Source organism: Streptomyces sp. NBC_00102, assembly GCF_026343115.1.
Classification (GTDB): domain Bacteria; phylum Actinomycetota; class Actinomycetes; order Streptomycetales; family Streptomycetaceae; genus Streptomyces.
Genome location: NZ_JAPEMC010000001.1, coordinates 6,004,853 through 6,029,954, shown reverse-complemented (window position 1 = coordinate 6,029,954; position 25,102 = coordinate 6,004,853). Strand labels below are relative to the sequence as shown.

The following is a 25,102-nucleotide window of genomic DNA, read 5'->3' as shown; positions in this document are numbered from 1 at the left end:
CCGGGTCCTGACCCCCGGAGCCATCGGGTGCGGGGCCGTACGGCGTGTTGGTGAACACGCCGTACGGCCCCGCTTCCGTGTGCGACGGGCCGTGCGGCGGCGGGAGTTCAGGGGCGGACCAGCTCAAGCGCCTGCTTGAGGTTGTACTCGGCGATGCCCGCCATGAAAGCCCGGTCGGGGAAGTCTCCGTCGAGCAGGCGCAGCGGGCCCGCGGTCAGCGAGAGCCGCTGGGCGAGCAGGTACAGCGCGAGCCGGTCCTGGTCCAGCCCGTCCGCCTCCAGCGGCCGGTAGGCCTCGTGCAGGCGGATGCGCAGGAACACGTGCTCCCACTCGACGTCGAAGTACATCACCCCCTCGATGTCGATCACCACGGGGTTGCCGTCGGCGTCCACCCGCACGTGGTCGGGTCCCAGTTCGCCGTGGACGACCGCGTACTCCGCGCGCGGCCGCACCACCGCCGCCAGGCCGAGCAGCCGTTCCTCCAGCCGGTCGCGGGCGTCGGCGATCCGGGGGTCGCGCGAGGCGGCCTCGGCGAGGTCGCGCAGCGCACGGCCGAGGACGACCTCCTCGCAGGACGATCCGCGTGACGTTCCTCCGCCGTCGACCACGGCCACCTTGCCGTACGCCGGTGCCCGGTGGGCCCGCATCGCGTTCAGCGACTCCGCGAGCCGGTCCATGACCGGACGGGCCGCGTGCCGGTCGCGCGCCAGCAGCTCTTCCAGGCTCTCCCCCCGGAGGTCCTCCACGATCGCCAGGCCGCCCTCGCCGTGGGCGCCGTCGCGGTCGAGGAGGCGGAGCGCCGGGACGCGGACCCCGAGCGCGTCCAGACGCGCGTGGGCGGCGTGGAACAGATCGATTCCGAGGCCGGGCGAGAACGGGTCGGTGAGGTCGTCGTCGCCCTCGGCGGCGGGCCAGTAGTTCTCCGCGTCGTCCCACAGGTAGGCGACCGCCGTCGTCGCGTCGTCCATCAGCAAGCGGTACACGCCCTTCTTACTGCCGCCCGTGACCCGCTCGACCGCCTCCAGCCGTCGCCCGCCGCCCAGCGCGGCCCGCGCCGCGTCCGCCAGCCGCTCCCTCGTCCCCGCCCCGGGTGCCACGTTCTCGACCGCCTCTCCCCACCGCGACGGCCGCGGCGACCCGGGCACTGTACGGGTACGCGGAAGGGGCCGCACCCCCGCCGGACTCTCGTCCGGGGTGGTGCGGCCCCTTCGTCGGCTTCAGGCAGCGCGTGGTGTGCGCCGCTCGGGCCTACTTGCGGATCAGGCTGCGGAGCACGTACTGCAGGATGCCGCCGTTGCGGTAGTAGTCCGCCTCGCCGGGGGTGTCGATGCGGACGACGCCGTCGAACTCCACACCGGTGTCGGTGGTGACCTTGACCGTGCGCGGGGTGGTGCCGTCGTTCAGCACGGTCACGCCGGTGAAGGAGAAGGTCTCCTCGCCGGTGAGGCCGAGGGACTCGGCGGTCTGGCCCTCCGGGAACTGCAGCGGCAGGACGCCCATGCCGATGAGGTTCGAGCGGTGGATGCGCTCGTACGACTCGGCGATGACGGCCTTGACGCCCAGCAGCGCGGTGCCCTTGGCTGCCCAGTCGCGGGACGAGCCGGAGCCGTACTCCTTGCCCGCCAGGATGACCAGCGGGGTGCCGGCGGCCTGGTAGTTCTGGGAGGCGTCGTAGATGAACGACACGGGGGCATCGGCCTGGGTGAAGTCGCGGGTGAAGCCGCCCTCGGTGCCCGGCGCGATCTGGTTGCGCAGGCGGATGTTGGCGAACGTGCCGCGGATCATGACCTCGTGGTTGCCACGGCGCGAGCCGTAGGAGTTGAAGTCACGACGCTCGATGCCGTGCTCCGTGAGGTACTTGCCGGCCGGGGTGTCGGCCTTGATCGCACCGGCCGGGGAGATGTGGTCGGTGGTGACCGAGTCGCCGAGCTTGGCGAGCACCCGGGCGCCGGTGATGTCGACGACCGGGGTCGTCTCCATCGTCATGCCCTCGAAGTACGGGGGCTTCCGGACGTAGGTGGACTCGGAGTCCCACTCGAAGGTGTTGCCGGTCGGGATCGGCAGCGCCTGCCACTGGGCGTCGCCCGCGAAGACGTCCTGGTAGGACTTGTTGAACATGTCCTCGCCGATGGAGTTGGCGACGACGTCGTTCACCTCGGCCTCGGAGGGCCAGATGTCCGCCAGGAAGACGGGCTTGCCTTCCTGGTCGACGCCGAGGGCGTCCTTGGTGATGTCGACCTTCATCGAACCGGCGATGGCGTACGCGACGACCAGCGGCGGGGACGCCAGGTAGTTCATCTTGACGTCGGGGTTGATCCGGCCCTCGAAGTTGCGGTTGCCGGAGAGCACCGAGGTCACGGCCAGGTCGTGCTCGTTGACCGCCTTGGAGACCTCTTCCGGCAGCGGGCCGGAGTTGCCGATGCAGGTGGTGCAGCCGTAGCCGACGAGGTTGAAGCCGACCTTGTCGAGGTACGGGGTGAGGCCCGCCTTGTCGAAGTAGTCGGTGACGACCTTCGAGCCCGGGGCGAGGGTGGTCTTGACCCACGGCTTGCGGGTCAGGCCCTTCTCGACCGCCTTCTTCGCCACGAGCGCCGCGGCGACCATGACGTACGGGTTCGAGGTGTTGGTGCAGGAGGTGATCGCGGCGACGGTGACGGCGCCGTGGTCGATCTCGTACGTGGTGCCGTCGGGGGCCGTGACCGTGGTCGGGTTCGACGGGACGCCGTTGTGGGCGGCGGGGGCGTCGGAGGCCGGGAAGGACTCCTTGCCCGACTCCTCGTCGTCCGAGACGTAGTTGCGCACGTCCTGGGCGAACTGCGCCTTGGCGTCGGCGAGGATGATGCGGTCCTGCGGGCGCTTCGGGCCGGCGATGGAGGGGACGACCGTGGAGAGGTCGAGCTCCAGCTTCTCGGAGAAGTCCGGCTCGGCGGCCGGGTCCAGCCAGAGGCCCTGCTCCTTGGCGTACGCCTCGACGAGCGCGACCTGCTGGGCGTCACGGCCGGTCAGACGCAGGTAGTTCAGGGTCTCGTCGTCGATCGGGAAGATCGCGGCGGTGGAACCGAACTCCGGCGACATGTTGCCGATGGTGGCGCGGTTGGCCAGCGAGGTGGCGGCGACGCCCTCACCGTAGAACTCGACGAACTTGCCGACGACGCCGTGCTTGCGCAGCATCTCGGTGATCGTGAGCACCAGGTCGGTGGCGGTGGTGCCGGCCGGCAGCTCGCCGGTCAGCTTGAAGCCGACGACGCGCGGGATGAGCATGGAGACCGGCTGGCCGAGCATCGCGGCCTCGGCCTCGATGCCGCCGACGCCCCAGCCCAGCACGCCGAGGCCGTTGACCATCGTGGTGTGCGAGTCGGTGCCGACGAGGGTGTCGGGGTACGCCTGGCCGCCGCGGACCATGACCGTGCGGGCCAGGTGCTCGATGTTGACCTGGTGCACGATGCCGGTGCCCGGGGGGACGACCTTGAACTCGTCGAAGGCGGTCTGGCCCCAGCGCAGGAACTGGTAGCGCTCCTTGTTGCGGCCGTACTCCAGCTCGACGTTCTGGGCGAACGCGTCGTTGGTGCCGAACTTGTCGGCGATGACGGAGTGGTCGATGACCAGCTCGGCCGGGGCCAGCGGGTTGATCTTCGCCGGGTCGCCGCCGAGCTCCTTCACGGCCTCACGCATGGTGGCGAGGTCGACGACGCAGGGAACGCCGGTGAAGTCCTGCATGATCACGCGGGCCGGCGTGAACTGGATCTCCTGGCTCGGCTGCGCCTGGGAGTCCCAGCCGCCCAGCGCCCGGATGTGGTCGGCGGTGATGTTCGCGCCGTCCTCGGTGCGGAGGAGGTTCTCCAGCAGCACCTTCAGGCTGTACGGGAGGCGAGCGGAGCCCTCCACCTTGTCCAGCCGGAAGATCTCGTACGACTCGTCGCCCACGCGCAGCGTGCTGCGGGCGTCGAAGCTGTTCGCCGACACGACAGTCTCCTTCATCAATGTGCGCGTACTACCGCGCCGCGCCTCACTCACGGCGGGCGCCGTGTGGTGCCGCCCAGGACCTCTCACCGATCCGCTACAGTGAGGATTAGTTAGGTAACCCTTACTTTGCGGCGGCCGCGGTGCGCCTCGGCAGATATCTCGATGTCGAGATAACTCTAGTACATCGCCGTCGAACGGTCATGCCCGGGAGCCGGGTGTCCGCCGTCATCCCCGTCGGGGCGCCCGACGGCCGCTCCGGTGGTTCCGGCCTGTCCGGCGGACGAACCCGTCGGCACCGCGGGGCGCGCCGCGCGGACGTACGCGGGAGCCGGGCAGGCACAGGCGGAGGCACCAGGGTGTCGGGCGGGCGCGCGCGGGCGTACCGGTCCGGGTGGCGGCGCCCCCGGGGGCCCGGACCGCCGGGTTCGCCGCGACCGTTTCCGCACGGGCCCCGCCGTCCCGGCGTCAGGCGGGCGGACCGACCGGGGCGGGCGGACCGACCGTGGTGACCGGGGCGACCGGGGACCACGCGCCGAACCACTGTTCGGCGCCCCACTCCTGGAACCGTTCCACCTCGGTGAACCCAAGTTTCGCCGCCAGGCGCATCGAGCGGTCGTTGGCGGTCTGGGTGCAGAGCACCACGGGCTCGCCGGGCAGCGCTTTCGCGAACCAGCCGAGCGCCGCCGCGCACGCCTCGGCGGCGTACCCGCGCCCCCATGCCGTCGGCAGGAACATGTAGCCGAGCTCGATGTCCCCGGCGTGTCCCGCATCCCCGGCGCTTGCGGGAACGCGCCCCGGACGCCCGGCGTCGCGTCGTTCGAGCGTGACCGAGCCGATCATCTCTCCGTCGAGATCGACCACGAAGACGCCGGGACGGCGGCCGGGCAGGCCGGGCACCGCGCCTTCGAGCTCTTCACGGGGCCGGGGGCCACCGAGGTAGGTGCGCACCTCCGGCGAGGCGAACAGCTCGATGCAGCCCTCGCGGTCGCGCGCCTCGGACTCGCGGAGGACGAGCCGCTCGGTCCGTATCGGGGCGGGCGGCCAGGGGGCGGGGCCCCACTCGGTGGTGGCGGGCACGGGTGGTGTCACTGTTCAGCCTCCAGAATGCGGTCGAGGGTCCGGCGGGCCGCGGCGCTCATCGTCGGGTTGCTCCTGGCGTAGTACCAGACAAGACCCATCGCCTGTTCGAACGCCCATGCCTTGCCGCGCTCCCACTCCAGGTCGCCGCACGCCAGAGTCCGCCGGAGGACTTCCCGCGGACCCGGCCGCAACAGGTGCCAGGCACCGACCCTGATCCGCCGGCCGAGCCGCCGCTCGTCGGCGGGCGTGCCGCGCAGCACACCGTTCTCGGCCATCAGCGCGTGGAACTGCCGCTCGGCGTACGGGACGCCGGGCGGCAGCGCAGCGATGTGCCAGTGGATGTGGGCGTTGCCCTCCTGGCTGCCCAGCGAGTACAGGTAGGTCCGCTCGGGCGCGGCGACGGCCTCGACGGCCCTCGCCACCAGCCGGACGACCTCCATCAGCCGGTGGAACCCCTCCGCATCCAGGTCCGCGACCACGTGTTCCAGGCGCGCCTTGGGCGCCACCAGCACCTTCGCCGGGAGGGTGGGCCAGCGGTCCAGGAACGCGATGGGCAGCCCGTCCCCGTCCACCACCTCGTGCTCTACGCACGGGCTCCGCCCAGGGGGAGCGCCGCCGCAACGTGCGCGTGGCCGCCAGGCCCGGCGGACCGGGACACGAGCCGCCGGACCGGCGACATACCCGCTCGGGACGCGTGGCCATGCGTTCATGGAGCGACCGTGCAACCCTGACGCCGGGTCACTCTCACACTCCTGGCGCAGGCCCTGGCACGACAGGGGCCCGGAAACCCTGGCGCGCCCGCCCCGGTGCCACGAACGGCCGCCCGGCGCCCCGGTCGTCTTTTCACTCGAATGCCCCGCCCGAATGCACGCACATCTCATATGTGAGATAGCCTGCCGATATGTCAGACGACTACCTCGTACGCATCGGCAAGCTCATCCGTGACGCCCGTCAGCACCGGGGCTGGACACAGACACAGTTGGCCGAGGCTCTCGCCACCAGCCAGAGCGCCGTCAACCGCATCGAGCGCGGCAACCAGAACATCAGCCTTGAGATGATCGCCCGCATCGGCGAGGCTCTCGACAGCGAGATCGTGTCGCTCGGTTACGCCGGCCCCATGCATCTGCGGGTCGTCGGCGGCCGACGCCTCTCGGGCGCCATCGACGTCAAGACGAGCAAGAACGCCTGCGTCGCCCTGCTCTGCGGCTCCCTCCTCAACAAGGGCCGCACCGTGCTGCGCCGCGTCGCCCGCATCGAAGAGGTCTTCCGGCTCCTGGAGGTCCTCAACTCCATCGGTGTCCGCACCCGCTGGATCAACGACGGCGTGGACCTGGAGATCGTGCCGCCCGCACAGCTGGACATGGAGGCGATCGACGCCGACGCCGCGCGCCGCACCCGCTCGATCATCATGTTCCTGGGCCCGCTGCTGCACCGCATGGACCAGTTCAAGCTGCCGTACGCCGGCGGCTGCGACCTCGGCACCCGCACGATCGAACCGCACATGATCGCGCTGCGCCGCTTCGGCCTGGAGATCGCCGCGACGGACGGTCTCTACCACGCCCAGATCGACCACTCCGTCACCCCCGGCCGCCCCATCGTGCTGACCGAGCGCGGGGACACCGTGACCGAGAACGCGCTGCTCGCCGCCGCCCGGCACGACGGCACCACCGTCATCCGCAACGCCTCCTCCAACTACATGGTCCAGGACCTCTGCTTCTTCCTGGAGGCCCTGGGCGTACGGGTGGACGGCGTCGGGACGACGACGCTGACCGTGCACGGCGTGCCGCAGATCGACGTCGACGTGGACTACTCCCCCTCCGAGGACCCGGTCGAGGCGATGAGCCTGCTGGCCGCGGCCGTGGTGACGGAGTCGGAGCTCACGATCCGCCGGGTGCCCATCGAGTTCCTGGAGATCGAGCTGGCCGTACTGGAGGAGATGGGCGTGGACTGCGCCCGTACCACCGAGTACGCGGCGGACAACGGCCGTACCCGGCTGGTGGACCTGACCGTGCGCCCCTCCAAGCTGGAGGCGCCGATCGACAAGATCCACCCGATGCCGTTCCCCGGCCTGAACATCGACAACGTGCCGTTCTTCGCGGCCATCGCCGCCTCCGCGCACGGCCAGACGCTGATCCACGACTGGGTCTACGACAACCGCGCCATCTACCTCACCGACCTCAACCGCCTCGGCGGCCGCCTCCAGTTGCTCGACCCGCACCGCGTCCTCGTCGAGGGCCCGACCCGCTGGCGCGCCGCCGAGATGATGTGCCCGCCGGCCCTCCGCCCGGCCGTCGTCGTGCTGCTCGCGATGATGGCCGCCGAGGGGACTTCCGTACTCCGCAACGTCTACGTGATCAACCGCGGTTACGAGGAGCTGGCGGAGCGGCTCAACTCGGTGGGCGCGCAGATCGAGATCTTCCGGGACATCTGACCGGCGGGGTGGCGTGCCCCTTGGGGGCAAGGGGCACGCCACTCCAAATACCCTCTGAACTGCGGTTACACCCTTGCGCGACCTTCCATTGAGCATCACTGTCTCTCGCCACCTTGTGCAACATGCGCGCAAGATGATCTTGAATAGGTGACGCCACATCAGGAACGTCGGACGACAGTCAGCCATCACGGACAGTGCTCACCAAAGGGCGCCCTCGCGATGTCCCCACCGACGGCCGCCGCACACCACCGTGTTCGGCTACTTCCAGGACGCCCCGCCGAGCCCACCGCCTGCGTGATCGACACGCAGAGCGCGAAGACCGCAGCCAGTGTCCCCACCGACACCCAGGGCACGGATGCCGGCAAGAAGATCGTGGGCCGCAAGCGCAGAGCTGTCCAGTTCGAAGGTGGCGCTGGAGGTGGAGCTCCAGCGGCGAGTCGAGGCCGGTCTGGAGCAGATGCTGGGCATTCGGTTCCTGGCATCGGAGTACCCGACCGGCCCCTGGCACCGGGGGCGATCGACACCCTGGGGTTGGACGAGAACGGCAGCCCGGTGGTGATCGAGTTCAAGAAGGGCTCGGACAACGGGGTGATGTCCCAGGCCGTCTCCTACCTGTCCTGGCTGGAATCGGCGCACCACGAGTTCGAGGCGCTCGTGCGGAAGGTGCTGGGGGCGGAGGCCGCCGAGTCCGTCGACTGGCGTCGTCCGCGGATGATCTGCATCGCAGCGGGCTTCTCGCACCACGACCGGGTGGCGGTGCAGAGGTTGCCCGAGCGGATCGACCTGGTCCGCTACCGGGTCTTCGACGGTGGCCTGCTGGGGCTGCTGCTCGTGGACTCCGCGACCGGCTTCCCGAGCGCTGCCTCGTCTCGCCGGGGTCGGGAGCGGGCACCCGTGGCGGACAGGGTGCCGACGGCTTCGGCGATCTTTCCGCCTGCGGGTGGCGGAGCGGTGCCGGAGTGCCTGCGGCACCTGTACGCGGAGCTGGACGAGGCGCTCACGGCGTGGGGCGAGGTGGAGGTGGCGCCGCTGCGGCACTACATCGCCTACCGGCGGTTGGTGAACGTGGCGTCGGTGATCTTCCGTCCGAAGTACGAGGCGATCCTGGTGTACCTCAGACTCGACCCGGACACGGTCGAGCTCGAGGAGGGCTTCACCCGGGACATGCGCGGCATCGGACACCTGGGCACCGGCGACCTGGAGGTCCGCATCGTCTCGGCCGCTGATCTGGAAAGGGCGACGCCGCTGATCCGCCGGGCGTTCGGGGCAGCCTGACGCAATAGGAAGGGCGGCTGGTGCATCGGTTAGTCGATGCACCAGCCGCCCTCTGGCGTCTGCGGGCCGCCGGCCCCGGCCTCTCCGCTCTCACGCTCATGCCTCCGGTCCGGCTGGCTCGAAGTCGTCCTTCGTCAGTTCGGCCCGCAGCCGCTCCTCGGCGACGTCCGCGTAGTGCGCGGACAGCTCGACGCCCACGAGGCGGCGTCCCTCGCGCAGGGCCGCGACTCCGGTGGAGCCGCTGCCGGTGAACGGGTCGAGGACGGTGCCGCCCTCGGGGCAGACCTGGACGAGCTGCTGCATGACCTCGACCGGCTTCTGGGTGATGTGAACCCGGCCCTTGCGGGGCTGGGAGGCGATGTAGTGCCCCGGCAGGTAGAGGTCGCGGGTGTTGTCGAGGGAGCCCTTGCCCCCCCAGATGATGAACTCCGAGTCCTGCTTCGGCCCGCCCTTGCGGGGCCGACTGGACGGCTTGATCCACGGAATTGTGCCGCTCCAGGTCCATCCCGCCATCTGCAGTGCGTCGGAGGTGGTCGGCTCCTGTCGCCAGTCGAGTCCCCATCTATCTCGCTGACCAGGTCATACAGCTCGCCTACGACCCCTGAATCAAGCCCAACGAGGGCGGGCTCCCTGGCCTCAACGTCCTCAAGCAGGTATTGGGCTCGATCAACCTCTTCGGGCTCGTCGCCGTGGTCGGCGCCCTCGCAGTCAGTGCGGGCGTGTGGGCCTGGGGTCACCACTTCGGTGGTCACCAGGCCGAGGCGAACGGGAAGCTGGCTGACCACGGAGTCGAAGTACGCCGACCCGGCCTCCGTCGACCAAGTGGTCCCCTCGGCCGTGCTGTGGAAAGAGATGGCGGCCAACAAGCAGGTCGCCACCGCCAAGATCAACGAGGGGCACTTCCCGCACGCCTTCACCCAGGCCTCCAGGACGCCCCCGGGGCGATCACTCAGGCGTACGTCTGCGCCGTCACGGTCTCCGGCAAGCAGTCGATTCGCTGGAAGGGCTCGGCTGCCAGCGGCGCGGAGAGCCGTTCCACCACCCTCGCGGTCCAGTGCCGGCCCAACCACCCCTGCGCCCTGGTCGGCGTCCTGCCGTCCGTCGCGCCCTGAACCGCGCCCCAGAACGGAGGCACGATCCATGGGAGTCTGCGACTTCCCGCTGATGGACAAGGTGTGCGGCGTCGTCGACTTCGCCACCAACCCCGCCGGCACCGTCACCGACGGCCTCGGCGCGTGGATCGCGAAGTCGGCGGGCGAGCTGGCGTCCAGCGCGGCCGACCTGGCCGCCAAGGCCGTGAACAAGACGACGGCGATCGACCTCAACGCGGGATGGTTCCGCGACAACTACGAGCTGCTGCTGCCCATCGGCCTCGCTCTGACCGTCGGCATCCTCTGCGTCCAGCTCATGACCGCGGCTTGGCGCCGAGACGAACGCGCACTCGCCAAGGCGGCGTTCGGCACCATGACCAGGGTTCTGTTCAGCTTCTCCTCCATCGCCTTCACGACCGTCGCCATCACCGTGGTCGACGCGCTCTCCGACGGGCCTCTTGATGGTCTTGGTGTTGCTCTGCCCCTGTGCAACGTACAAGTTCGTGCACTGGGCCAGCGACGGCGGCGGCCACGACGACAGGCACCGCACCGGCGTTGCCGGCATGGCGGTCGCCGCAGGAGCCTCGAAGACCGCAGGCAGCCTCGCACTGGGGGCGGCGGCGCGCTGCGCCTTGGGCTCGGCACGCGGTGAACCGGGGTTCGGCACGCGGTGATCCGGACATGGTCAGGCCCCCAACCGCACCGCTCACGGGCCCCTCTGCCAGAAGTCGTAGCCGTCATCAGAGAAATGGATCTTTCGGCAGATCCGCCGGGCCCGGTCCCGAACGGAAGCTGAGTGATGTCAGCGCAGCTCACCCCGACCCACGAAAGATCACCCTCATGGACATCCGCTTCCAGGTGGACGCCGCGCTTCTCGGCCCACTGCTCGTCGTGTGCGCGGCGGGCGCCGCCTACAAGGTGTGGCGGGCCGCGTGGACCGAGCGTCAGGCCCTGCTGCGCCTGGCCACCGCCGTGTACGCCGCCGGTGTCCTGTCCATGACGATCTTTCCGCCCGATGTGACCTGGGGCATGTGCGCCAACCAGGCCTCCTGGATCGGCCAAATCGGCTTCGTCCCGCTGCTGACCGCGGACATCACCATCGTCGCCAACGTCATCATGATGATGCCCGCCGGTTTCCTGCTGCCCCTGGTGTCCGGGCGGGCCGCCTCACCGAAACACACGGCCCTGATGACCGCGGTGGCCGGCCTGGCCGTGGAGGCCGCCCAGCTGCTGTCGTACATCGCCCTGAACAACGGGCGTTCCGTGGACATCAACGACATCCTCGCCAGCACGCTCGGCGGATACATCGGCTTCGTACTGCTGCCCCTCGCCCTGCGCTCCCCGGCGCTGCGCGGCTCCCTGGTGACGGCCGCGCTGCCCGGCTCCGCGGCGCTGCGCGCCGACAGAGACCGGGCGGCGGCCGCGCCCCCCGAGGAAGTTCCGGCCCGCACCGATCGTCCCTCCCGTCACCCTTCCCTGACCGTCAGCCGTCCCCGACTGCCGCCCGTCCCCGGCCGAACCACTTCCGCCATACGCACGTAGAAGCCGATAGCACTGGCCGGACAACCCGGGCAGGACCCGGACCACCCGAGGCAGGACCCCGGACCGTCCGGACCGAAGCCCCGTAGCACCTCCGTACCACCCGCTTCCCGCGGAGAGGGACACCTCGGCCGCGTGCCGCCCGAACGACCGCAACCATCCCTTGAGAAGGAAACACACTGATGAACCGCCGTCTGCGCAACGCCCTCGTGGTCACCGCCGCCATCACGTCCGGCTTCCTGATGACCGCCTGCGGGGGAGGCGAGACCGACGACTCGTCCGCCGCAGAGTCCGACCCGAGCATTGTCCAGGCCGCCGACGCCTCCCCCTCGCCCAGTGCGGCAAAGGACAAGTCGGCTGCCAGCAGCGGCAGTTCGCGTCCGACCGCCAAGTCGGGTTCGGGCTCGGGGACTTCGGGCTCAGGCTCTTCGGGCTCGGGTTCCGGCACCGGCACGGCCGCCGACTCCGCTGCGGACACCTCCGGGGACGAGGCCGCCGACAAGACCGGCTACGGCCAGTCCTGCGGCACCAACGACCTGGTCTGGAAAGCCACGGAGATGACCCAGGGCGGCGGCTACTACCAGATCAGCGTCAAGGCCAAGTCGGGCATCACTTGCGCGCTCCCGGGCGGCCTGCCCTCCATCGCCTTCGGCTCGGGCGGCACCGAGGCCGGTCCCGCAGAGCAGGTCGCGGGTGACGAGATCACGCTCTCCGGCAGCAAGACGGTGTACGCGGGCGTCAATCCGAAGACCACCAACGACGACCTCGGCACCGAGTACACCACCGTGATCGCCTCCGTCAGCGACGAGGACCCCAACCCCGTCTCGCTCAGCATCGGCAACGCACTGGTCAACGAGCCCATCGTCACCAACTGGCACACCAACGCGCAGGACGCGGTCCCGCTCGTCTGACGCGTCGGCCGCCCCGTGGGGCCACCGGACAGTACGGCCGCTGGGCGCACCGCTCCCGACAAGAGGAGAGGGTGCGCCCAGCGGCCGTTGGCGACCCCCTTGGCATCCCACTTGGCATCGCCCTTGGCATCGCCCCCACCGTCGCCGTCATCGTCACAGCGCGGCCGGATACCGCCCCGGCCGGTGGTTCATGACGACCACGAGGTTGAGTACGACGACTCCGAGTGCGGACAGCAGCGTGGTCCGGGCCGGCCCGGTGAACCCGGAGATCGTGACGACGAGGGCGTCCAGCGCCATCAGGACATAGCCCGCCCGCCAGCCGAGCCGGTCCTGACAGATGAGCGCGACGACGTTGAAGCCTCCGACGCTCGCACGGTGCCGGAAGAGGATCAGCAGCCCGATCCCCGCGCTGAGGTTGCCCAGCAGCACCGCGTACAGCGGGTCCAGGTGCGAGGTCTCGATCAGCTTCGGCTGGACGGCGGAGAAGGCCGAGAGCAGAGCGACGGAGGCCGCCGAGTGCAGTACGAAGCGGGCGCCCCTCCGCCGCCAAGCCAGGACCGCGAAGGGCAGGTTGACCGCTGCGAATACGGCGGCGAACGACCAGGGCACGGCCTGGATGAGCAGCAGGACGAGTCCCGCGGTCCCTCCGGTCACCGCTCCCACCGAGTGGATCAGATAGAGGCCGAACGAGGTGATGAACGTGCCGATGACCATGGCGATGACATCCTCGGCCATCGTGTGCGCCACCGCCGGTGCGGAGGGCGGGGCCGCCAGTACGGAGGGCGGGGCCGCCGGTGCGGAGGGCGGGGCCCCATCCGACGCGCGGATCAATGAGCTCTGCTGGTGCATGCCCACAACTGTGCGGATGAATACCGACGTTGCGCAAGAGACGCCCTTTCCGCTGGGCACTTCGCTTAGCTGTTCCCGCATTTCGTGCCACCATGCTCAAATGGACAGCCTTGACGCCCGTATTCTTCTCGCCATTGACGACAATCCCGACGCGAGCGTGCTGGCGCTGGCCGGAAAGCTCGGCATAGCGCGTAACACTTTCGCAGCACGCCTGCAACGCATGGAGCGGGAAGGTGCGATAAAGGAGTTCTCCCGTCGCCTGGATCCCGCGTATCTGGGGAAGCGGCTGGTGGCCTTTGTCTCGGTCTCGCTGAGTCAGCCGAACATGCCGCGTCCGCCGGGAGAACTGCATGACATCCCGGAGGTGGTCGAGATGCACGCGACCAGCGGTGACGCGGATCTCCTGGTGAAGGTCGTCGCGGAGGACACGGCTGATCTGCACCGGATCACCGGGCGCATTCTCGCGGCACCCGGTGTGGTGCGTACGAATACGGTGATCTCGCTGTGCGAGGAATTGCCGCCGCGCATGCGGGCGCTGGTCGAGGTGCTGGCGGAGGCGTGACCTGAGGCGGCGCCCGGCCGCCCCGAGGCGGACCGCCGCACCTGGCCGGTCCGCCGCGTCTGGCGTGCGGCGGACCGGTGCCCTTCCGTGGTACTTCCCTACCGCATCCGGTGAGCGCTCGTCAGGCCGACTGACCCTGCTGACCCGGGCCGCTGCCGGCTGCGGCCTCGCCCCGGCGGCTCTTCAGGGCGTACCAGCCGATCCCGCAGAGCGCGGTCCAGCCGGCCATCACGTACAGGCAGACGCGGGCGTCCGTGTCGATGGCGATCAGACAGGTCACGAAGAGCAGGAACACGATGGCAATCCAGCTCAGGACCGAGCCGCCCGGCGCCGGGAACTTGGAGGCGGGCAGGCGGCCCGCCTCGACCGCGCGGCGGTAGCGGACGTGGCTGATGCTGATCATCAGCCAGGTCCAGATGCCGCAGGCCGTGGCCACCGAGGTGACATAGCCGAACGCCTTCTCCGGGACGACGTAGTTCAGGACCACACCGATACCCATGAACAGCATCGAGACGGTCACGCCCAGCGCCGGGGTCTTCGAACTGGACAGCCGCCCGAACACCTTCGGTGCCTCGCCCTGTTCGGCGAGGGTGCGCAGCATGCGGCCGGTGGAGTACATGCCGGAGTTGCAGGAGGAGAGGGCCGCGGTCAGGACCACGAAGTTGACGATGCCCGCGCCCGCCGGGATGCCGATCTTCGCGAACGCCGCCACGAACGGGCTGACGCCCGCGCCGAACTCGGTCCACTTCACCACGCACAGGATCACCGACAGCGCGCCCACGTAGAAGAGCGCGATGCGCCACGGCAGCGTGTTGATGGCCTTCGGAAGGGTCTCCTCCGGGTTCTCCGACTCCCCCGCCGTCACGCCGACCAGCTCGACGGCCAGATACGCGAACATCACGCCCTGCAAGGTCATCAGCGAGGAGCCGATGCCCTTGGGGAAGAAGCCGTCGAACGCCCACAGGTTGGAGACCGCCGCCGTGTCGCCCGCCGCGCTGAACCCGAAGGTCAGCACGCCCAGACCGATGACGATCATGCCGATCAGGGCGGTGACCTTCACCATCGAGAACCAGAACTCGATCTCGCCGAACACCTTCACCGAGATCAGGTTCGCCACGTACAGGACGATCAAGAAGACCAGGGCCGTCGCCCAGCGTGGGATGGACGGGAACCAGAAGTTGACGTAGATCGCCGCCGCCGTCAACTCGGCCATCCCCGTGACCACCCACAGCAACCAGTACGTCCACCCGGTGAAGAACCCGAAGAACGGACCGCAGAACTCCCGCGCGTACTCCGCGAAGGAGCCGGAGACCGGGCGGTAGAGCAGCAGCTCGCCCAGGCCCCGCATGATGAAGAAGACGACGGCCCCGGCGAGGGCGTACATCATGATCAGGCTGGGTCCGGCCTTGGCGATGTTCGCCCCGGCTCCCAGGAACAGGCCGACGCCGATGGCGCCGCCGATCGCGATCATCTGGACCTGGCGGCTGTTGAGCCCGCGCTCGTACCCCTCCTCCGGGGCACCGCCGTCACCGTCCCGGACGGCCTCCTGGCCGTCGTTGTCACTGTTGATCTGTGTTGAGGTCATTTCCTGAGCCTTTCGCCAAGGCGGGTCCGGGCCGCTCGTCGGCCACGGACCGGTTTCCGATCCCCCGGAAGCAAGGGAGCTGCCGCACCGGCGACCGGCCGGCTCGGCGCGATTCGACAGAGCGGGGTGAGGCCCGCCGGATGCGGCAGCACTTGTATCAGGCGGATTCCTCAACTCGCATCAGCGGCATATCCGGTTATGTACGTCAGGGCGGCTCACAGGAAAACGGACATAGGTGACCGGAGTGCCCCAAGGGGGCGTCGCAGTGACGTGTCCGTTATCAAAGCTTGAGTTTCTTCTGAGCTACGAGTAGCGGCATTTGAGGCTCCGTTGAGTAAACGAGAACTCTCGACGGGCTTCCGTGACCTCGTCGCCGCGACGGCCAGGTAAAGCACTGCGGGCGCCGGGTGAACCAACTGGTGCGAACGCCCGTTGACAGCGGATGCACGGGCTTCAACAGACCTTGAACAGAAATGAGTTCGCGAAATGAAGTCGAAGCGGCACAAGCTCCTGCGGTGGGGAGCCACAGCGCTCGCCATGGCCGGCCTCACCCTCGGCCTGACCACCACGACCGCCAGCGCCAACGGCACCAACGGCTGGTACCAGCTCTGCTCGCGCGGCACCTACAAGGCGTTCGCCGAATACGTCGTCGAAGGCAACACCAACGCGTCGTACCTCACCGGCTTCGTCGGGGCGCGCGTGACCGGAGGGGGCTCCAGCACCTCAACCTCCAGTGTCGCCGGTTCGCTCACTTCCCCGGCCTCCCCCATGCGGACCTTCATCGCCTATCCCGGCAAGTGCGTCCCGATCTACATGGACGGCAACCCGGTCGACGTCTACCTCCAGTACGACGACGGCGGCCAGGTCAACCTCGGCCGCGCCTGGTACCAGGCCAACATCGCCACCGCCGGCTACAAGTCCAGTCCCTCCTGGTACTTCTTCTGACCTGACCGGGTCCGCACACGCAAATAATCTCACCACCGGAAGGTAGTTCACGTTCATGACGAAGACCACTCGGCGCAAGCTGCTCCAGTGGGGCGGCACCGCGCTGGCCATGGCGGGCCTCACCCTCGGCCTGACCACCACGACCGCCAGCGCCAACGGCACCAACGGCACGTACAAGTTCTGCGCCCGCGGCACGTACACGTCGTTCGCCCGGTACGTCCCCACGGCGGCGGAGGCGGCCTCCGGCGTCGGCGGCATGTCCACGGCGCTCGTCCTCCCCGGCCATTGCGCATCGATCAGGATGGACGGCCAGCACGCGGTCGACATCTACCTGGAGTACGACGACGGCGGCGTGAAGCTGCTCGGCCGCGCCTGGTACCAGGCCAACATCGCCACCGCCGGCTACAAGTCCACCGCCTACTGGTACTTCTTCTGACCCTGACCGGGTCCGCACCCGCACGCCAACAGCCCACCAACGAAAGTAGTTCACGTTCATGACGAAGACCTCGCGGCGCAAGCTGCTCCAGTGGAGCGCCACCACGCTCGCCATGGCGGGCCTCACCCTCGGCCTGACCACCACGACCGCCAGCGCCAACGGCACTGACGGCTGGTACCAGTTCTGCGCCCGCGGCACCTACGTCTCGGTCGTCCAGACCGTCGTCACCGACGCAGAGGCCGCTCAGGGGTTCATCGGCAGGAAGGTCCTGGCCATGCCCGGCCAGTGCGTCTCCATCTACCGGGACGCCAGTCCGGTCGACATCTTCCTGCGCTACGACGACGGCGGCGAGAAGCTGCTCGGCCGCGCCTGGTACCAGGCCAACATCGCCACCGCCGGCTACAAGTCCACCGCCAACTGGTACTTCTTCTGACCCTGACCGGGTCCGCACCCGCACGCGAAAGTCCTGCCACCGGAAGGTAGTTCACGTTCATGATGAGAACCACGCGGCGCAAGCTGCTCCAGTGGGGCGGCACCGCGCTGGCCATGGCGGGCCTCACCCTCGGCCTGACCGCCACGACCGCCAGCGCCAACGGCACCAACGGCACGTACAAGTTCTGCTCCTACGGCACGTACAAGTCGTTCGCCCAGTACGTCCCGACGGCGGCGGAGGCGGCCTCCGGCCTCTCCGGTCTGTCCACGGTGATCGTCCTCCCCGGTCAGTGCATACCGATCAAGATGGACGGCCAGCACGCGGTCGACATCTACCTGGAGTACGACGACGGCGGCCAGGTGCTCCTCGGCCGCGCCTGGTACCAGGCCAACATCGCCACCGCCGGCTACAAGTCCACCGCCTACTGGTACTTCTTCTGATCCCGTCCGCCCCGGCCCCGGCCGGGGCACCGAGGCCCTCCGCGCGGTACGTCGCGCGGAGGGCCTCGGCATATCCGCGCGTGGGCGCGAACTCCCACAACGCGGCACGGTTGGCGCTATCCCGTCGTGCCGCACCTGGTGCCGGGACAGGACGCGCACGGGACCCTGGGATGGTTGCCGTCGCGCCAGACGGTGCCCGCCGCGATCCCGGAGAACTCCACCAGGTCGTGGATGTACGCGAAACAGCTGGCGATCACCGGGCAGATGGCACAGACCGCCAGCGCCGACTCCTCCGTCACCGAGTCGTGGAAGATGCCGGGGTCGGTGACATGGCGACACACGGCGCTTTCCATCCAGCTGTGGGACGTACGCCTCTCGCTGTACGCGGTGCTCATCTCGTCCTCTCCTTCCGATTCGGCCTCGCCCAAGTCGCGGGCGTCTCACCGGAGTCGCGGGGGTCACCGGGATCCGCGGTGGCTCCCACGGACTTCTACGCTGACCTCGCGGAAGGAGTTCACGAGAATGTCCCCTTTTCTTCGCCCGTCCTCGTGCCGGGCGGCCGGAGTCGGGGACGGTCACTCCGCGGGCGTACCCCCGAGTTCCCAGTGCCACAGCAGCTCGCTCAGCCGCTTGTGGCCCTCGGCGAGATGACGCCGGTAGGTGCTGTACGGGAGGCCCAGGCGGGCCGCCGCAGCCTCCTGGGTGGAAGTGTGCCCCAGGTAGGTCATGGCGAGGGCGCGGTGGAGCTTCTCCGCCCTGGCGTCCCGCCTCAGCTCCTGCAAGGCGCTCACGACGATCTCCCGCAGCCCCTCGGCGGGCTTCTCGCGGGCCCGCCAGTCGAAGCGGGCGGCCAGCCTGCTGGAGAAGAGCGCGCTGGTGCGCAGTGTCTCGGGCCGGTCCAGGTCGCGCAGCGCCTGACGCACCGCGGCCTCGAACTCCGTACGCGTCAGCACCTTGCGCAGTCCGTCGTCCGCGGCGCGCGGGGCGGGCTTTTCGACGAGCCCGCCGGGCTGGGTGCGGTCGAACCAGATCTCCAGGGGCGTCACGCGCCAGTCGCAGCCGAAGGTGGTGAAGGTGCGGCCCCGTTCCCAGGGGGTGTTGAACATCTCCTCGTGTGCCAGGTGGTCCATCAGGGCCCGCCACAGCTCGGCGTCCGGCGAGGTGATGAACGACCAGGCCAGACCCCGGGAGCGGATCCAGTCGCAGCAGATGCGCAGCTGCATGAGGTGCCCGACGTTGGATATCGTGCCGTACGCCGCCGGGTAGATCATGAAGCGGCTCATCAGGATGTGCTGCCCGTCCAGCAGCGGGCTGGTCTCCGCCACGCTCGCCCAGGCGTCGGCGACCACCGGGTCGAGGGTGACGCCCACCTCCGGGTCGGTCAGCCGCAGCCACAGCATGAAGGCGACGAACTCCCCGGTCCGGGCGCTGCGGTAGGCGTGGAACGCGCTGGGCTGCTCCTGGAGCCAGAACCGCACGATCTCCGCGGACCGGGGCCCCTCGGTCTCCAGAGTCATCTCGACGGCGCGCTCGTAGTCCTCGGGGCGCAGGACGTCCTCGTACACGTCCCCTTCGCGGTCGATCTTCCGGAAGTAAGGTCCCATCTGCCCGTACCGCTTGAGGTAGGTGAGCGCGCGGACCGCGTTCATCGCCTCCGCCTCGGGCGCGGATCTGACCCGGTCGAGCAGGTAGTGGCCGGTGCGGACGTGCATCCGCTCGTAGTTCTCCGGGTCTCGCCAGCGGAAGTCGTAGTCGAGTACGTCACCCACCAGGTCGTGCAGGAACAGGCCCTGCCGTCCGAACTCGCTGAAGGGCAGTTCGCGCAGCCAGGTGAAGAGTTCGGCGGCCTCGCTCTCGCCGGCCACCGAGGCCAGCAGGGTCTCGGTGGTCGTCTGGGCATGCGCGGCGGCTTCCAGGGCCAGCCGGTGGCCGCGCGAGGGCAGTTCGCCGACCAGGGTGGAGAGCAGGGTGGCGATCACGTCCGGGCCCGGCGTCCAGCCGCCGGTGTCGGCGGAGTCGTCGGACGAGACGGACGCGGCCAGGCTGAGCGCGAGGGCGTTGCCGCCCGCGAAGGCGAGGACGGCCGCGCGGCGGTCCGCGGCGACACCGCGTCGCTCCAGCAGTTCGGCGGCGGTGGACCGGTCCAGCAGATCGAGCGGGAGCACGGTGAGCAGTCCGCTCCAGGACAGGTCGCACAGCCAGTCCGCGGACGGCGGACGGCGACCCGCGACGACGACGACCGCGTCCTCCCGCAGGGTGGGGAGGAATCGTTCCCGCAGCCAGCCCTCAAGCCCCTGGCAGTGTTCGAAGCCGTCCACGAAGAGGGCCACGTCCGCCTCCGTGGCCGCCTTGCCCGCCTCCGCCTCGAATCCGGCGGGTGACGGGTTGACCTGGCGGCCGTCGACCCTGACGATACGGCGGCCCGCGCGCCGCGCCTCGTCCTCGAAGCGGCGCAGCAGCGCGGATTTGCCCACGCCGCCGGGGCCATGCACGAAGAGGACCGGCCCGGCCTCCTGATCGCCCCGCAGAGCACGCTGGAACAGATCGATTTCCGCCGATCGTCCTACGAACGTCGCTTTTCTTACCGCTTGGAGACGGTTCGCCAGGTTCCTGGAGTGCGTTTTCACAGGCGCATCCTAGGGCGCGTGTGTTACATCCCGGACTCCGATCGAACCGGAACGGCCGGATCGCCGTAGTGGTCCGTGCGACCGCCGTGTGGCGCGCCCACCGCACTGGTCCGCGGAACCGCCGTGTGGCGCCTGCCTCCCCGCCCGCTGCCGCTGTACCGGCGGTACCGGAAGCGGGCGAACCGGCGCCTTTGCCGTCCCGCCCGCCCTGTCCATCAAATCTGGAGTACCCGTGTTCCCTGAAGCCGAGGCCCGCGACGACGGCCGCCCCCAGCCCGATACCGAGGAACGGCCCGCTTCTCGCCTCCCCTCTCTCCCCCGCCGCCGCGGCGCCACCGGCGGTTCGATCGCCGAAGCCGCGCTGGACGGGGCCTCGGGGCGGTCGCGGGACGGCGGGGAGTCCGGTTCCGGGACGTCGGCCGAGGAGTCCGCGCCGGGCGCCGGGACGGCGGCCGGGACCGCCGAGCCGGACGCGGCCATCGCGTCCCTGGCGGCGGAGATCCCCTGGACCAGAGCGCCGTGGGCCGTCGACGAGGAGACCGGCACGCGGGGGCGGTGGCAGCGCGCGGCCCGGGCGGCCCGCGCGGGCGGGTCGGGCGCGGGCGGGTCGTCCGATGCGGTGGGATCCGGCGGCCCCGACCGAGGGGGCTCCGCGCCGGGTTCCGGGCCGGAGTTCTCCCTCTTCGGGCGTCCGGACGGCACCGGGGGCTCCGGGCGGGACGGCCACGACAGCGACGGCGAGGAAGGCGACGGCGAGGAAGGCGGCGGGAGACGGCGGCGCAAGCGGGTGATGGCCGCGGTGGCGCTGACCGGCGTCGTGCTGCTGGGTGTGCCGCTGCTGCTGATGAACACGGGCGGCGACGAGGACCGCGCCACCGCCACGGCCGCGTCCGAGGTCTCCCCTGTGGGCGACGACGACTACTTCGACGGCGGGCAGCCCGCCGGCGACGAGCCGGATGCCACCGCCGGCCCGGCGGCCGACGAGTCGCCGGACGCGGACGAGCGGGGCGGCGCCAAGAAGGCCGCGCCCGGCACGGATACGCAGGCGGGCGACGCGGGTGCCGCGGACGGGACGAGCGAGGACGGCGGTACGGGCCGGACCGCAGCCGAGGAGAAGGCCGCCGCCGCGGCGGCGCACGACCCCGCACCGGCCGAGGACAGCGGCGATGCCGCGTCCGGGGAGACGACGACGCGCCGCGTGCGCAATGCCCATTCGGGCAAGTGCCTGGCGGTGGGCGCCGAGCGCGTGGTCGTCCAGGACACCTGCGGTACGGGCGGCTGGCAGAGGCAGCCGGCCGGGGACGGGGTGTTCCTGCTGCGGTCCACGTCGGCCTCGATGTGCCTGGACACCGACGGCGAGTCCATGTACGTCTCGCCCTGCACCACCGAGGATCCGGGCCAGCTCTGGCGGGTACCGGATGCCGGCGGATGCGCCGTGACCCTCACGAGCAAGACATTCGGGAAGTACGTCACCGGCTGGAACACCGGGTCGGTTGCGCTGGTCGCGGCCGGGGATGTCGACGAGGCGGCCAAGTACACGTGGAGCACGTCGCCTTCGCCTGTGGCGGGGTGCTGATCCGGGTACGCGTGGTCGGTGGGTGAACCGGTTGGCCCGCGCCGGGGCATGGGCCCGGGGGCGGGCTTCGCTGCCGGGTGCGGGCTTCGCGGCCGGGGGCGCCGTGGCTGGTCGCGCAGTTCCCCGCGTCCCTGAAGGCGGCACTGTGCGCCTGCCTTCAGGCTGCGGGACGGCCACACGGCAACCGGGCAAGGGCGGTCCCGTGAGGGCGCCAAGGTCGGGGCGGACCCGGCGCCCCTCGCGGTCGCGGGCGGCGGGCGCGCCCCGCGCCGCCGGTGCTACGGAAGCGGTCCCGCACACCGGTCCGGCCAGGAGCCCGGCCGGTCCGGCTTCGGGGTGTCCTGGTCCAGCGCGCTCGTCAGCCGGTCGAGTGCCGTGCGGTCCTGCTCCTTTCTCCGCTCCTCCGTCAACGCCCGCTCTCCGGAGCCCAGTTCACGTATAAGTACGAGCGGACTCGCCCCCTTGCCGCGTATCTCCAGCACCCCGAACTCGGTGCCCGGAGCGAAGACCAGCTCGTCGCGGGCGGCCTTTGCCGATGCGGGGCCGGGGGCGGAGTCCAGGAGTGAACGTACGCGGCGGGCTGTCGACGACCAGATCGCGTACCGCACTCCCGGCACGCCGCTGCCCTGGGGCAGCGCACTCACCGGCCCGCCGGCACGCAGGACCTGGCCGGGCTCCGGCAGCGGAACCGTCGGCGGGCCGCCGCGCACCACCACGCCCCGGTACGCGGGGAGATGGCGCAGCCCCGAGACCAGGCAGAGCGCGTAGGGCAGGAGTTCGCCGTCGCCCAAGCGCAGGGAACGCCTCAGTGCCGTGTGATGGAACATGCTGCCCTCCTCGGCGGTGAGACAGAGGCGGGTGGCCGCGAGGTCGGCGCGCATGGCCTCCTGGTCGGTGTTCCGCAGCGCCGGGAGGCGGGAGAGGGCACGTACGACGGCCTGGTACTGCCCCTGCCAGTGTTCGCCCGCGAGGACACGGAACGCCTGCCGCTCGGCGTCCGTGCTGCGGTGCGTCGTGGTGAAGGGCAGCGGCGCGGCGCTGAGGGCGGTCACGTCGGACGCGGGGCTGTTCGTGCGGGCGTTGGGCCGCTCGGCCGGGTCGGGCGCGGTACGGGTCGTACGGGCATCGGGCCGCTCGGCCGCGCCGGAGGCGGGCTCCGGGGCGGGCCGGGGCGCCGGCGGGCCGGGGGCCGGGAGGGGCGGGAGCGGGCCCGGTTCCCGGCGGGGCGCGGGGGCGTCCGTGTCGGGGCCGGAATCCGGCCGGCCCAGGGGTTCCGGGGGCGCGGGCCACGACGTGCGCTGCTCGGGCACGGGTGTCGTGGGGCCCGCCGGAGGCACGGGTACGGCCGGTTCCGGTTCCGCGTAGGGGCCGTCCCACATCGGCGAGGTGCCGAGCGCTTCGCCCTCCTGACCGGGGGCGGGCGCGGCCTCCTGACGTGACGTCGGCCGCATGGCCGGTCCGGCCGTCGGTCCCGCCGCCGTCGGCAAGGGCCGAAATCCCGGCGGAACCTCGTCGAGCTCCGACGGGCCGGCACCGTGGCGGCCCTCGATGTCGCCGTCGCCGAAGGCCGGGCGCTCCGGCCGGTCCGGTTGCGTCAGGTGCAGTGAGGGCGCCTGCCACAGCGGCTGAACCAGCGCGGACGGCACTGACGGCACTGACGGCACTGACGGCACTGACGGCACTGACGGCACTGACGGCACTGATACCCGGGACGGCAGGGGTGACAGGGGTGACACTGACGGAGCTGACGGCGCCGACGGCGCCGACGGCGCCGTTTCATGTTCAAGGACCTCCCCGAGCTCCGCCGGGGACGAGGCGGCAGCAGCGGCCGGACTGCCCAGCCCGGCGTACGGACCGCCCGCCCCGGACTGCCGCTCCGCGGGCAGGCTCTCCCGCCCCGCGGGCAGGAACGCCACTCCGTGCCGGACCGCGAAGCGCCGCAGCCGTACCCCTCCGTCGGCGCACCGGCCCCGTACCCGCAGGACCGTGTGCACGCGGACGTCCTCGTCCATCTCCATGACCAGGCGGTAGAGCGCCGACAGCGCCGCGTCGCCCAGTTCCTCGCCCGGCTCGCCGAAGTCGATCACCATGCGCAGCGGATCGGGCGGCGGCGTACCGAGGGGTACCGCGCCACCCCGCGCCGTCAGCGTCAGACCCGAACGGGTCACCGCCGCCTGCCAGCCGCCCGGCATCCGGACCGAGCCGGGCCGCGGCCCGGATTCCAGCTCGGGCACGGGGGCATGCCAGGCACCCAGCCGAGGAGCGGGCCAGGTCAGTGCCTCGGGGTCGGCGGCGGGGCGGCAGATCAGGGACTCGACGAAGGGGCGCCAGGTCGGAGTGTGGCCGGGGCCCAAAAGTACGGGCCGGGCGACGGAGCCCGGCCCGTCGTGCCGGGTGTACAGCGGCGCCGCCGTCATCACCTCCACCTCCGCGCCCATCAGGTCGGCCACGTCCTGGGCGAGGGGCAGCAGGTCGGCCGAACCGAGCGGGGCGAGCCGTATCACCGTGCGGAGCGGCGCGGACAGGGTGGTCAGCAGGCTCGCGACCTCCCGGGACGGCGGGTGCGAACCGGTCCGTCCGGCAGCGATCAGCACGGCCGGGCGGTGCGGATCGGCGGGCACCGCGTGGCCGATCTCGGCGGCGGTGGGCGCGATGTCCGGGCCGGGAGCGAGCATCACACCGGCCGGGACCTGCTCGATCACGCATCCGCGACCGGTCGTCGCGGGCAGCGCCGAGATCTCCGCCTCCCAAGCGGGCGCCGGCGCACGGAAGCCGCCCGGGGTCGGCTCGCCGTCCGGGGTGAACCGCCACCAGCCCGCGGCCGGCTGCTGCCCGCCCCGGCCTCCGTGCGGATGGTCCGGGCCGGCGCCCCTGGCGAACAGCGAGCCGTCGGAGTGGACGAGTACGGTCCCGACGGGAGCGATCACATCGATGCCCCAGGTGTCGGCGATGTGCTGGGCCCGCGGCGGACGGCGGCCCACCGCGGCGCCCGCCTCGGACAGGACCAGCCGTACGGCGGTGTACTCCGCCTCGCACACGGCGTCCAGCACCTCGGCGAGGGAGGGCCAGAGGTCGGGGTGGCCGGGGGCCGTCACCATCAGCGTCACGGTGTCGGGGTCGGCGCTCAGCGCGCTGTGCGGCGGTGCCGTGCCGTCCCCGGGGGACGCGCCGTCCCAGCTGGGGACGTCCTCCCGGCCGGGAGTGCCGGCCCGGCCGGGGGTCCCGGTGTCCTCGTGGATGACCAGGACGTCTCCGGCCGCCCGCACGGTCAGCGGCGCCACTGAGGGTTCGCCCTCCGGGCCGCCCGATCGGTTCGCGCGGCGCCTCGGGTTCCGTACGAGCCTCGACGCGGCCCCGAT

General features: G+C 70.9%; 17 protein-coding genes and 6 pseudogenes. 12 read left to right on the top strand and 11 right to left on the bottom strand.

All coding sequences use genetic code 11. From position 1 onward, the window contains the following. Positions 1 to 107: 107 nt before the first annotated feature. The 5 genes and pseudogenes from OHA55_RS26505 to OHA55_RS26485 form a co-directional block, all read right to left on the bottom strand. On the bottom strand, positions 108 to 983 hold the full coding sequence (locus tag OHA55_RS26505) for a phosphotransferase family protein (RefSeq protein WP_266711177.1): 876 nt from the start codon (positions 981 to 983) through the stop codon (positions 108 to 110). A gap of 265 nt (positions 984 to 1,248) precedes the next feature. Continuing rightward, a complete protein-coding gene (gene acnA, locus OHA55_RS26500) occupies positions 1,249 to 3,963 on the bottom strand; it encodes an aconitate hydratase AcnA (RefSeq protein WP_323180458.1) in 2,715 nt (904 codons plus the stop codon). 465 nt (positions 3,964 to 4,428) lie between these two features. Continuing rightward, positions 4,429 to 5,040 (bottom strand): GNAT family N-acetyltransferase, encoded by a 612-nt coding sequence (locus tag OHA55_RS26495; protein ID WP_266710158.1) that lies wholly within the window; start codon positions 5,038 to 5,040, stop codon positions 4,429 to 4,431. A gap of 8 nt (positions 5,041 to 5,048) precedes the next feature. Further along, positions 5,049 to 5,252: pseudogene (locus OHA55_RS26490) on the bottom strand (aminoglycoside phosphotransferase); the annotation flags it as partial. Positions 5,253 to 5,381: 129 nt separating this feature from the next. Further along, positions 5,382 to 5,753, bottom strand: a pseudogene (locus tag OHA55_RS26485) (HIT domain-containing protein); the annotation flags it as partial. 191 nt (positions 5,754 to 5,944) lie between these two features. Between OHA55_RS26485 and OHA55_RS26480 the strand changes: the two are divergent. The 3 genes and pseudogenes from OHA55_RS26480 to OHA55_RS26470 all read left to right on the top strand — a co-directional run bounded on the left by OHA55_RS26480 (position 5,945) and on the right by OHA55_RS26470 (position 8,749). Continuing rightward, entirely contained in the window at positions 5,945 to 7,474 is a 1,530-nt protein-coding gene (locus tag OHA55_RS26480) for a UDP-N-acetylglucosamine 1-carboxyvinyltransferase (protein ID WP_266710157.1), read from the top strand. A gap of 249 nt (positions 7,475 to 7,723) precedes the next feature. After that, positions 7,724 to 7,861, top strand: a pseudogene (locus OHA55_RS26475) (IS5/IS1182 family transposase); the annotation flags it as partial. Then, a pseudogene (locus OHA55_RS26470) lies at positions 7,830 to 8,749 on the top strand (DUF5655 domain-containing protein). The pseudogenes OHA55_RS26475 and OHA55_RS26470, both read left to right, overlap by 32 nt. 96 nt (positions 8,750 to 8,845) lie before the next feature. On the opposite strand, the pseudogene OHA55_RS26465 reads toward OHA55_RS26470, so the two are convergent. After that, positions 8,846 to 9,301 (bottom strand): annotated as a pseudogene (locus OHA55_RS26465) (site-specific DNA-methyltransferase); the annotation flags it as partial. 588 nt (positions 9,302 to 9,889) lie between these two features. Here OHA55_RS26465 and OHA55_RS26460 point away from each other — a divergent pair. The 3 genes and pseudogenes from OHA55_RS26460 to OHA55_RS26450 all read left to right on the top strand — a co-directional run. Then, positions 9,890 to 10,451 (top strand): annotated as a pseudogene (locus OHA55_RS26460) (hypothetical protein); the annotation flags it as partial. 229 nt (positions 10,452 to 10,680) lie between these two features. Beyond that, on the top strand, positions 10,681 to 11,382 hold the full coding sequence (locus OHA55_RS26455; protein WP_266710156.1) for a VanZ family protein: 702 nt from the start codon (positions 10,681 to 10,683) through the stop codon (positions 11,380 to 11,382). Positions 11,383 to 11,561: 179 nt separating this feature from the next. Then, positions 11,562 to 12,290, top strand: coding sequence for a DUF4232 domain-containing protein (locus OHA55_RS26450; RefSeq protein WP_266710155.1), 729 nt, complete (start codon positions 11,562 to 11,564; stop codon positions 12,288 to 12,290). A gap of 153 nt (positions 12,291 to 12,443) precedes the next feature. Here OHA55_RS26450 and OHA55_RS26445 read toward each other — a convergent pair whose 3' ends face one another. Then, positions 12,444 to 13,139: a YitT family protein gene (locus OHA55_RS26445; protein ID WP_266710154.1), complete on the bottom strand. Its 696-nt coding sequence runs from the start codon at positions 13,137 to 13,139 to the stop codon at positions 12,444 to 12,446. A gap of 100 nt (positions 13,140 to 13,239) precedes the next feature. Here OHA55_RS26445 and OHA55_RS26440 point away from each other — a divergent pair, with 100 nt between their 5' ends. Next, positions 13,240 to 13,701, top strand: a complete 462-nt coding sequence (locus tag OHA55_RS26440; RefSeq protein WP_266710153.1) for an Lrp/AsnC family transcriptional regulator — start codon at positions 13,240 to 13,242, stop codon at positions 13,699 to 13,701. A gap of 121 nt (positions 13,702 to 13,822) precedes the next feature. On the opposite strand, the gene OHA55_RS26435 is transcribed toward OHA55_RS26440, so the two are convergent. Next, the gene (locus OHA55_RS26435) at positions 13,823 to 15,286 is read right to left on the bottom strand and encodes an amino acid permease (RefSeq protein WP_266710152.1); all 1,464 of its coding nucleotides are present in this window, start codon (positions 15,284 to 15,286) and stop codon (positions 13,823 to 13,825) included. A gap of 486 nt (positions 15,287 to 15,772) precedes the next feature. On the opposite strand from OHA55_RS26435, the gene OHA55_RS26430 reads away from it, so the two are divergent. From OHA55_RS26430 to OHA55_RS26415, 4 genes are read left to right on the top strand one after another with little or no spacing between them, the layout of a single operon-like run. Beyond that, complete coding sequence (locus OHA55_RS26430) at positions 15,773 to 16,231, top strand: hypothetical protein (RefSeq protein WP_266710151.1); 459 nt, start codon at positions 15,773 to 15,775, stop codon at positions 16,229 to 16,231. 55 nt (positions 16,232 to 16,286) lie between these two features. After that, positions 16,287 to 16,667 carry a hypothetical protein gene (locus OHA55_RS26425; RefSeq protein ID WP_266710150.1) on the top strand — a complete coding sequence of 127 codons (381 nt, stop codon included), beginning with the start codon at positions 16,287 to 16,289 and terminating at the stop codon, positions 16,665 to 16,667. A gap of 58 nt (positions 16,668 to 16,725) precedes the next feature. Beyond that, a complete protein-coding gene (locus OHA55_RS26420; RefSeq protein WP_266710149.1) occupies positions 16,726 to 17,100 on the top strand; it encodes a hypothetical protein in 375 nt (124 codons plus the stop codon). Between the two features lie 59 nt (positions 17,101 to 17,159). Further along, positions 17,160 to 17,540 carry a hypothetical protein gene (locus OHA55_RS26415; RefSeq protein WP_266710148.1) on the top strand — a complete coding sequence of 127 codons (381 nt, stop codon included), beginning with the start codon at positions 17,160 to 17,162 and terminating at the stop codon, positions 17,538 to 17,540. Between the two features lie 116 nt (positions 17,541 to 17,656). On the opposite strand, the gene OHA55_RS26410 is transcribed toward OHA55_RS26415, so the two are convergent. Both OHA55_RS26410 and OHA55_RS26405 read right to left on the bottom strand, forming a co-directional pair. Next, entirely contained in the window at positions 17,657 to 17,935 is a 279-nt protein-coding gene (locus tag OHA55_RS26410) for a WhiB family transcriptional regulator (protein WP_266710147.1), read from the bottom strand. 180 nt (positions 17,936 to 18,115) lie between these two features. Then, complete coding sequence (locus OHA55_RS26405) at positions 18,116 to 20,167, bottom strand: ATP-binding protein (RefSeq protein ID WP_266710146.1); 2,052 nt, start codon at positions 20,165 to 20,167, stop codon at positions 18,116 to 18,118. Between the two features lie 232 nt (positions 20,168 to 20,399). On the opposite strand from OHA55_RS26405, the gene OHA55_RS26400 reads away from it, so the two are divergent. Beyond that, complete coding sequence (locus tag OHA55_RS26400; protein ID WP_266710145.1) at positions 20,400 to 21,743, top strand: RICIN domain-containing protein; 1,344 nt, start codon at positions 20,400 to 20,402, stop codon at positions 21,741 to 21,743. Positions 21,744 to 22,021: 278 nt separating this feature from the next. Here the strand turns inward: OHA55_RS26400 and OHA55_RS26395 are convergent, their stop codons facing one another. Next, on the bottom strand, positions 22,022 to 25,024 hold the full coding sequence (locus tag OHA55_RS26395; RefSeq protein ID WP_266710144.1) for a hypothetical protein: 3,003 nt from the start codon (positions 25,022 to 25,024) through the stop codon (positions 22,022 to 22,024). Positions 25,025 to 25,102 lie beyond the last annotated feature (78 nt).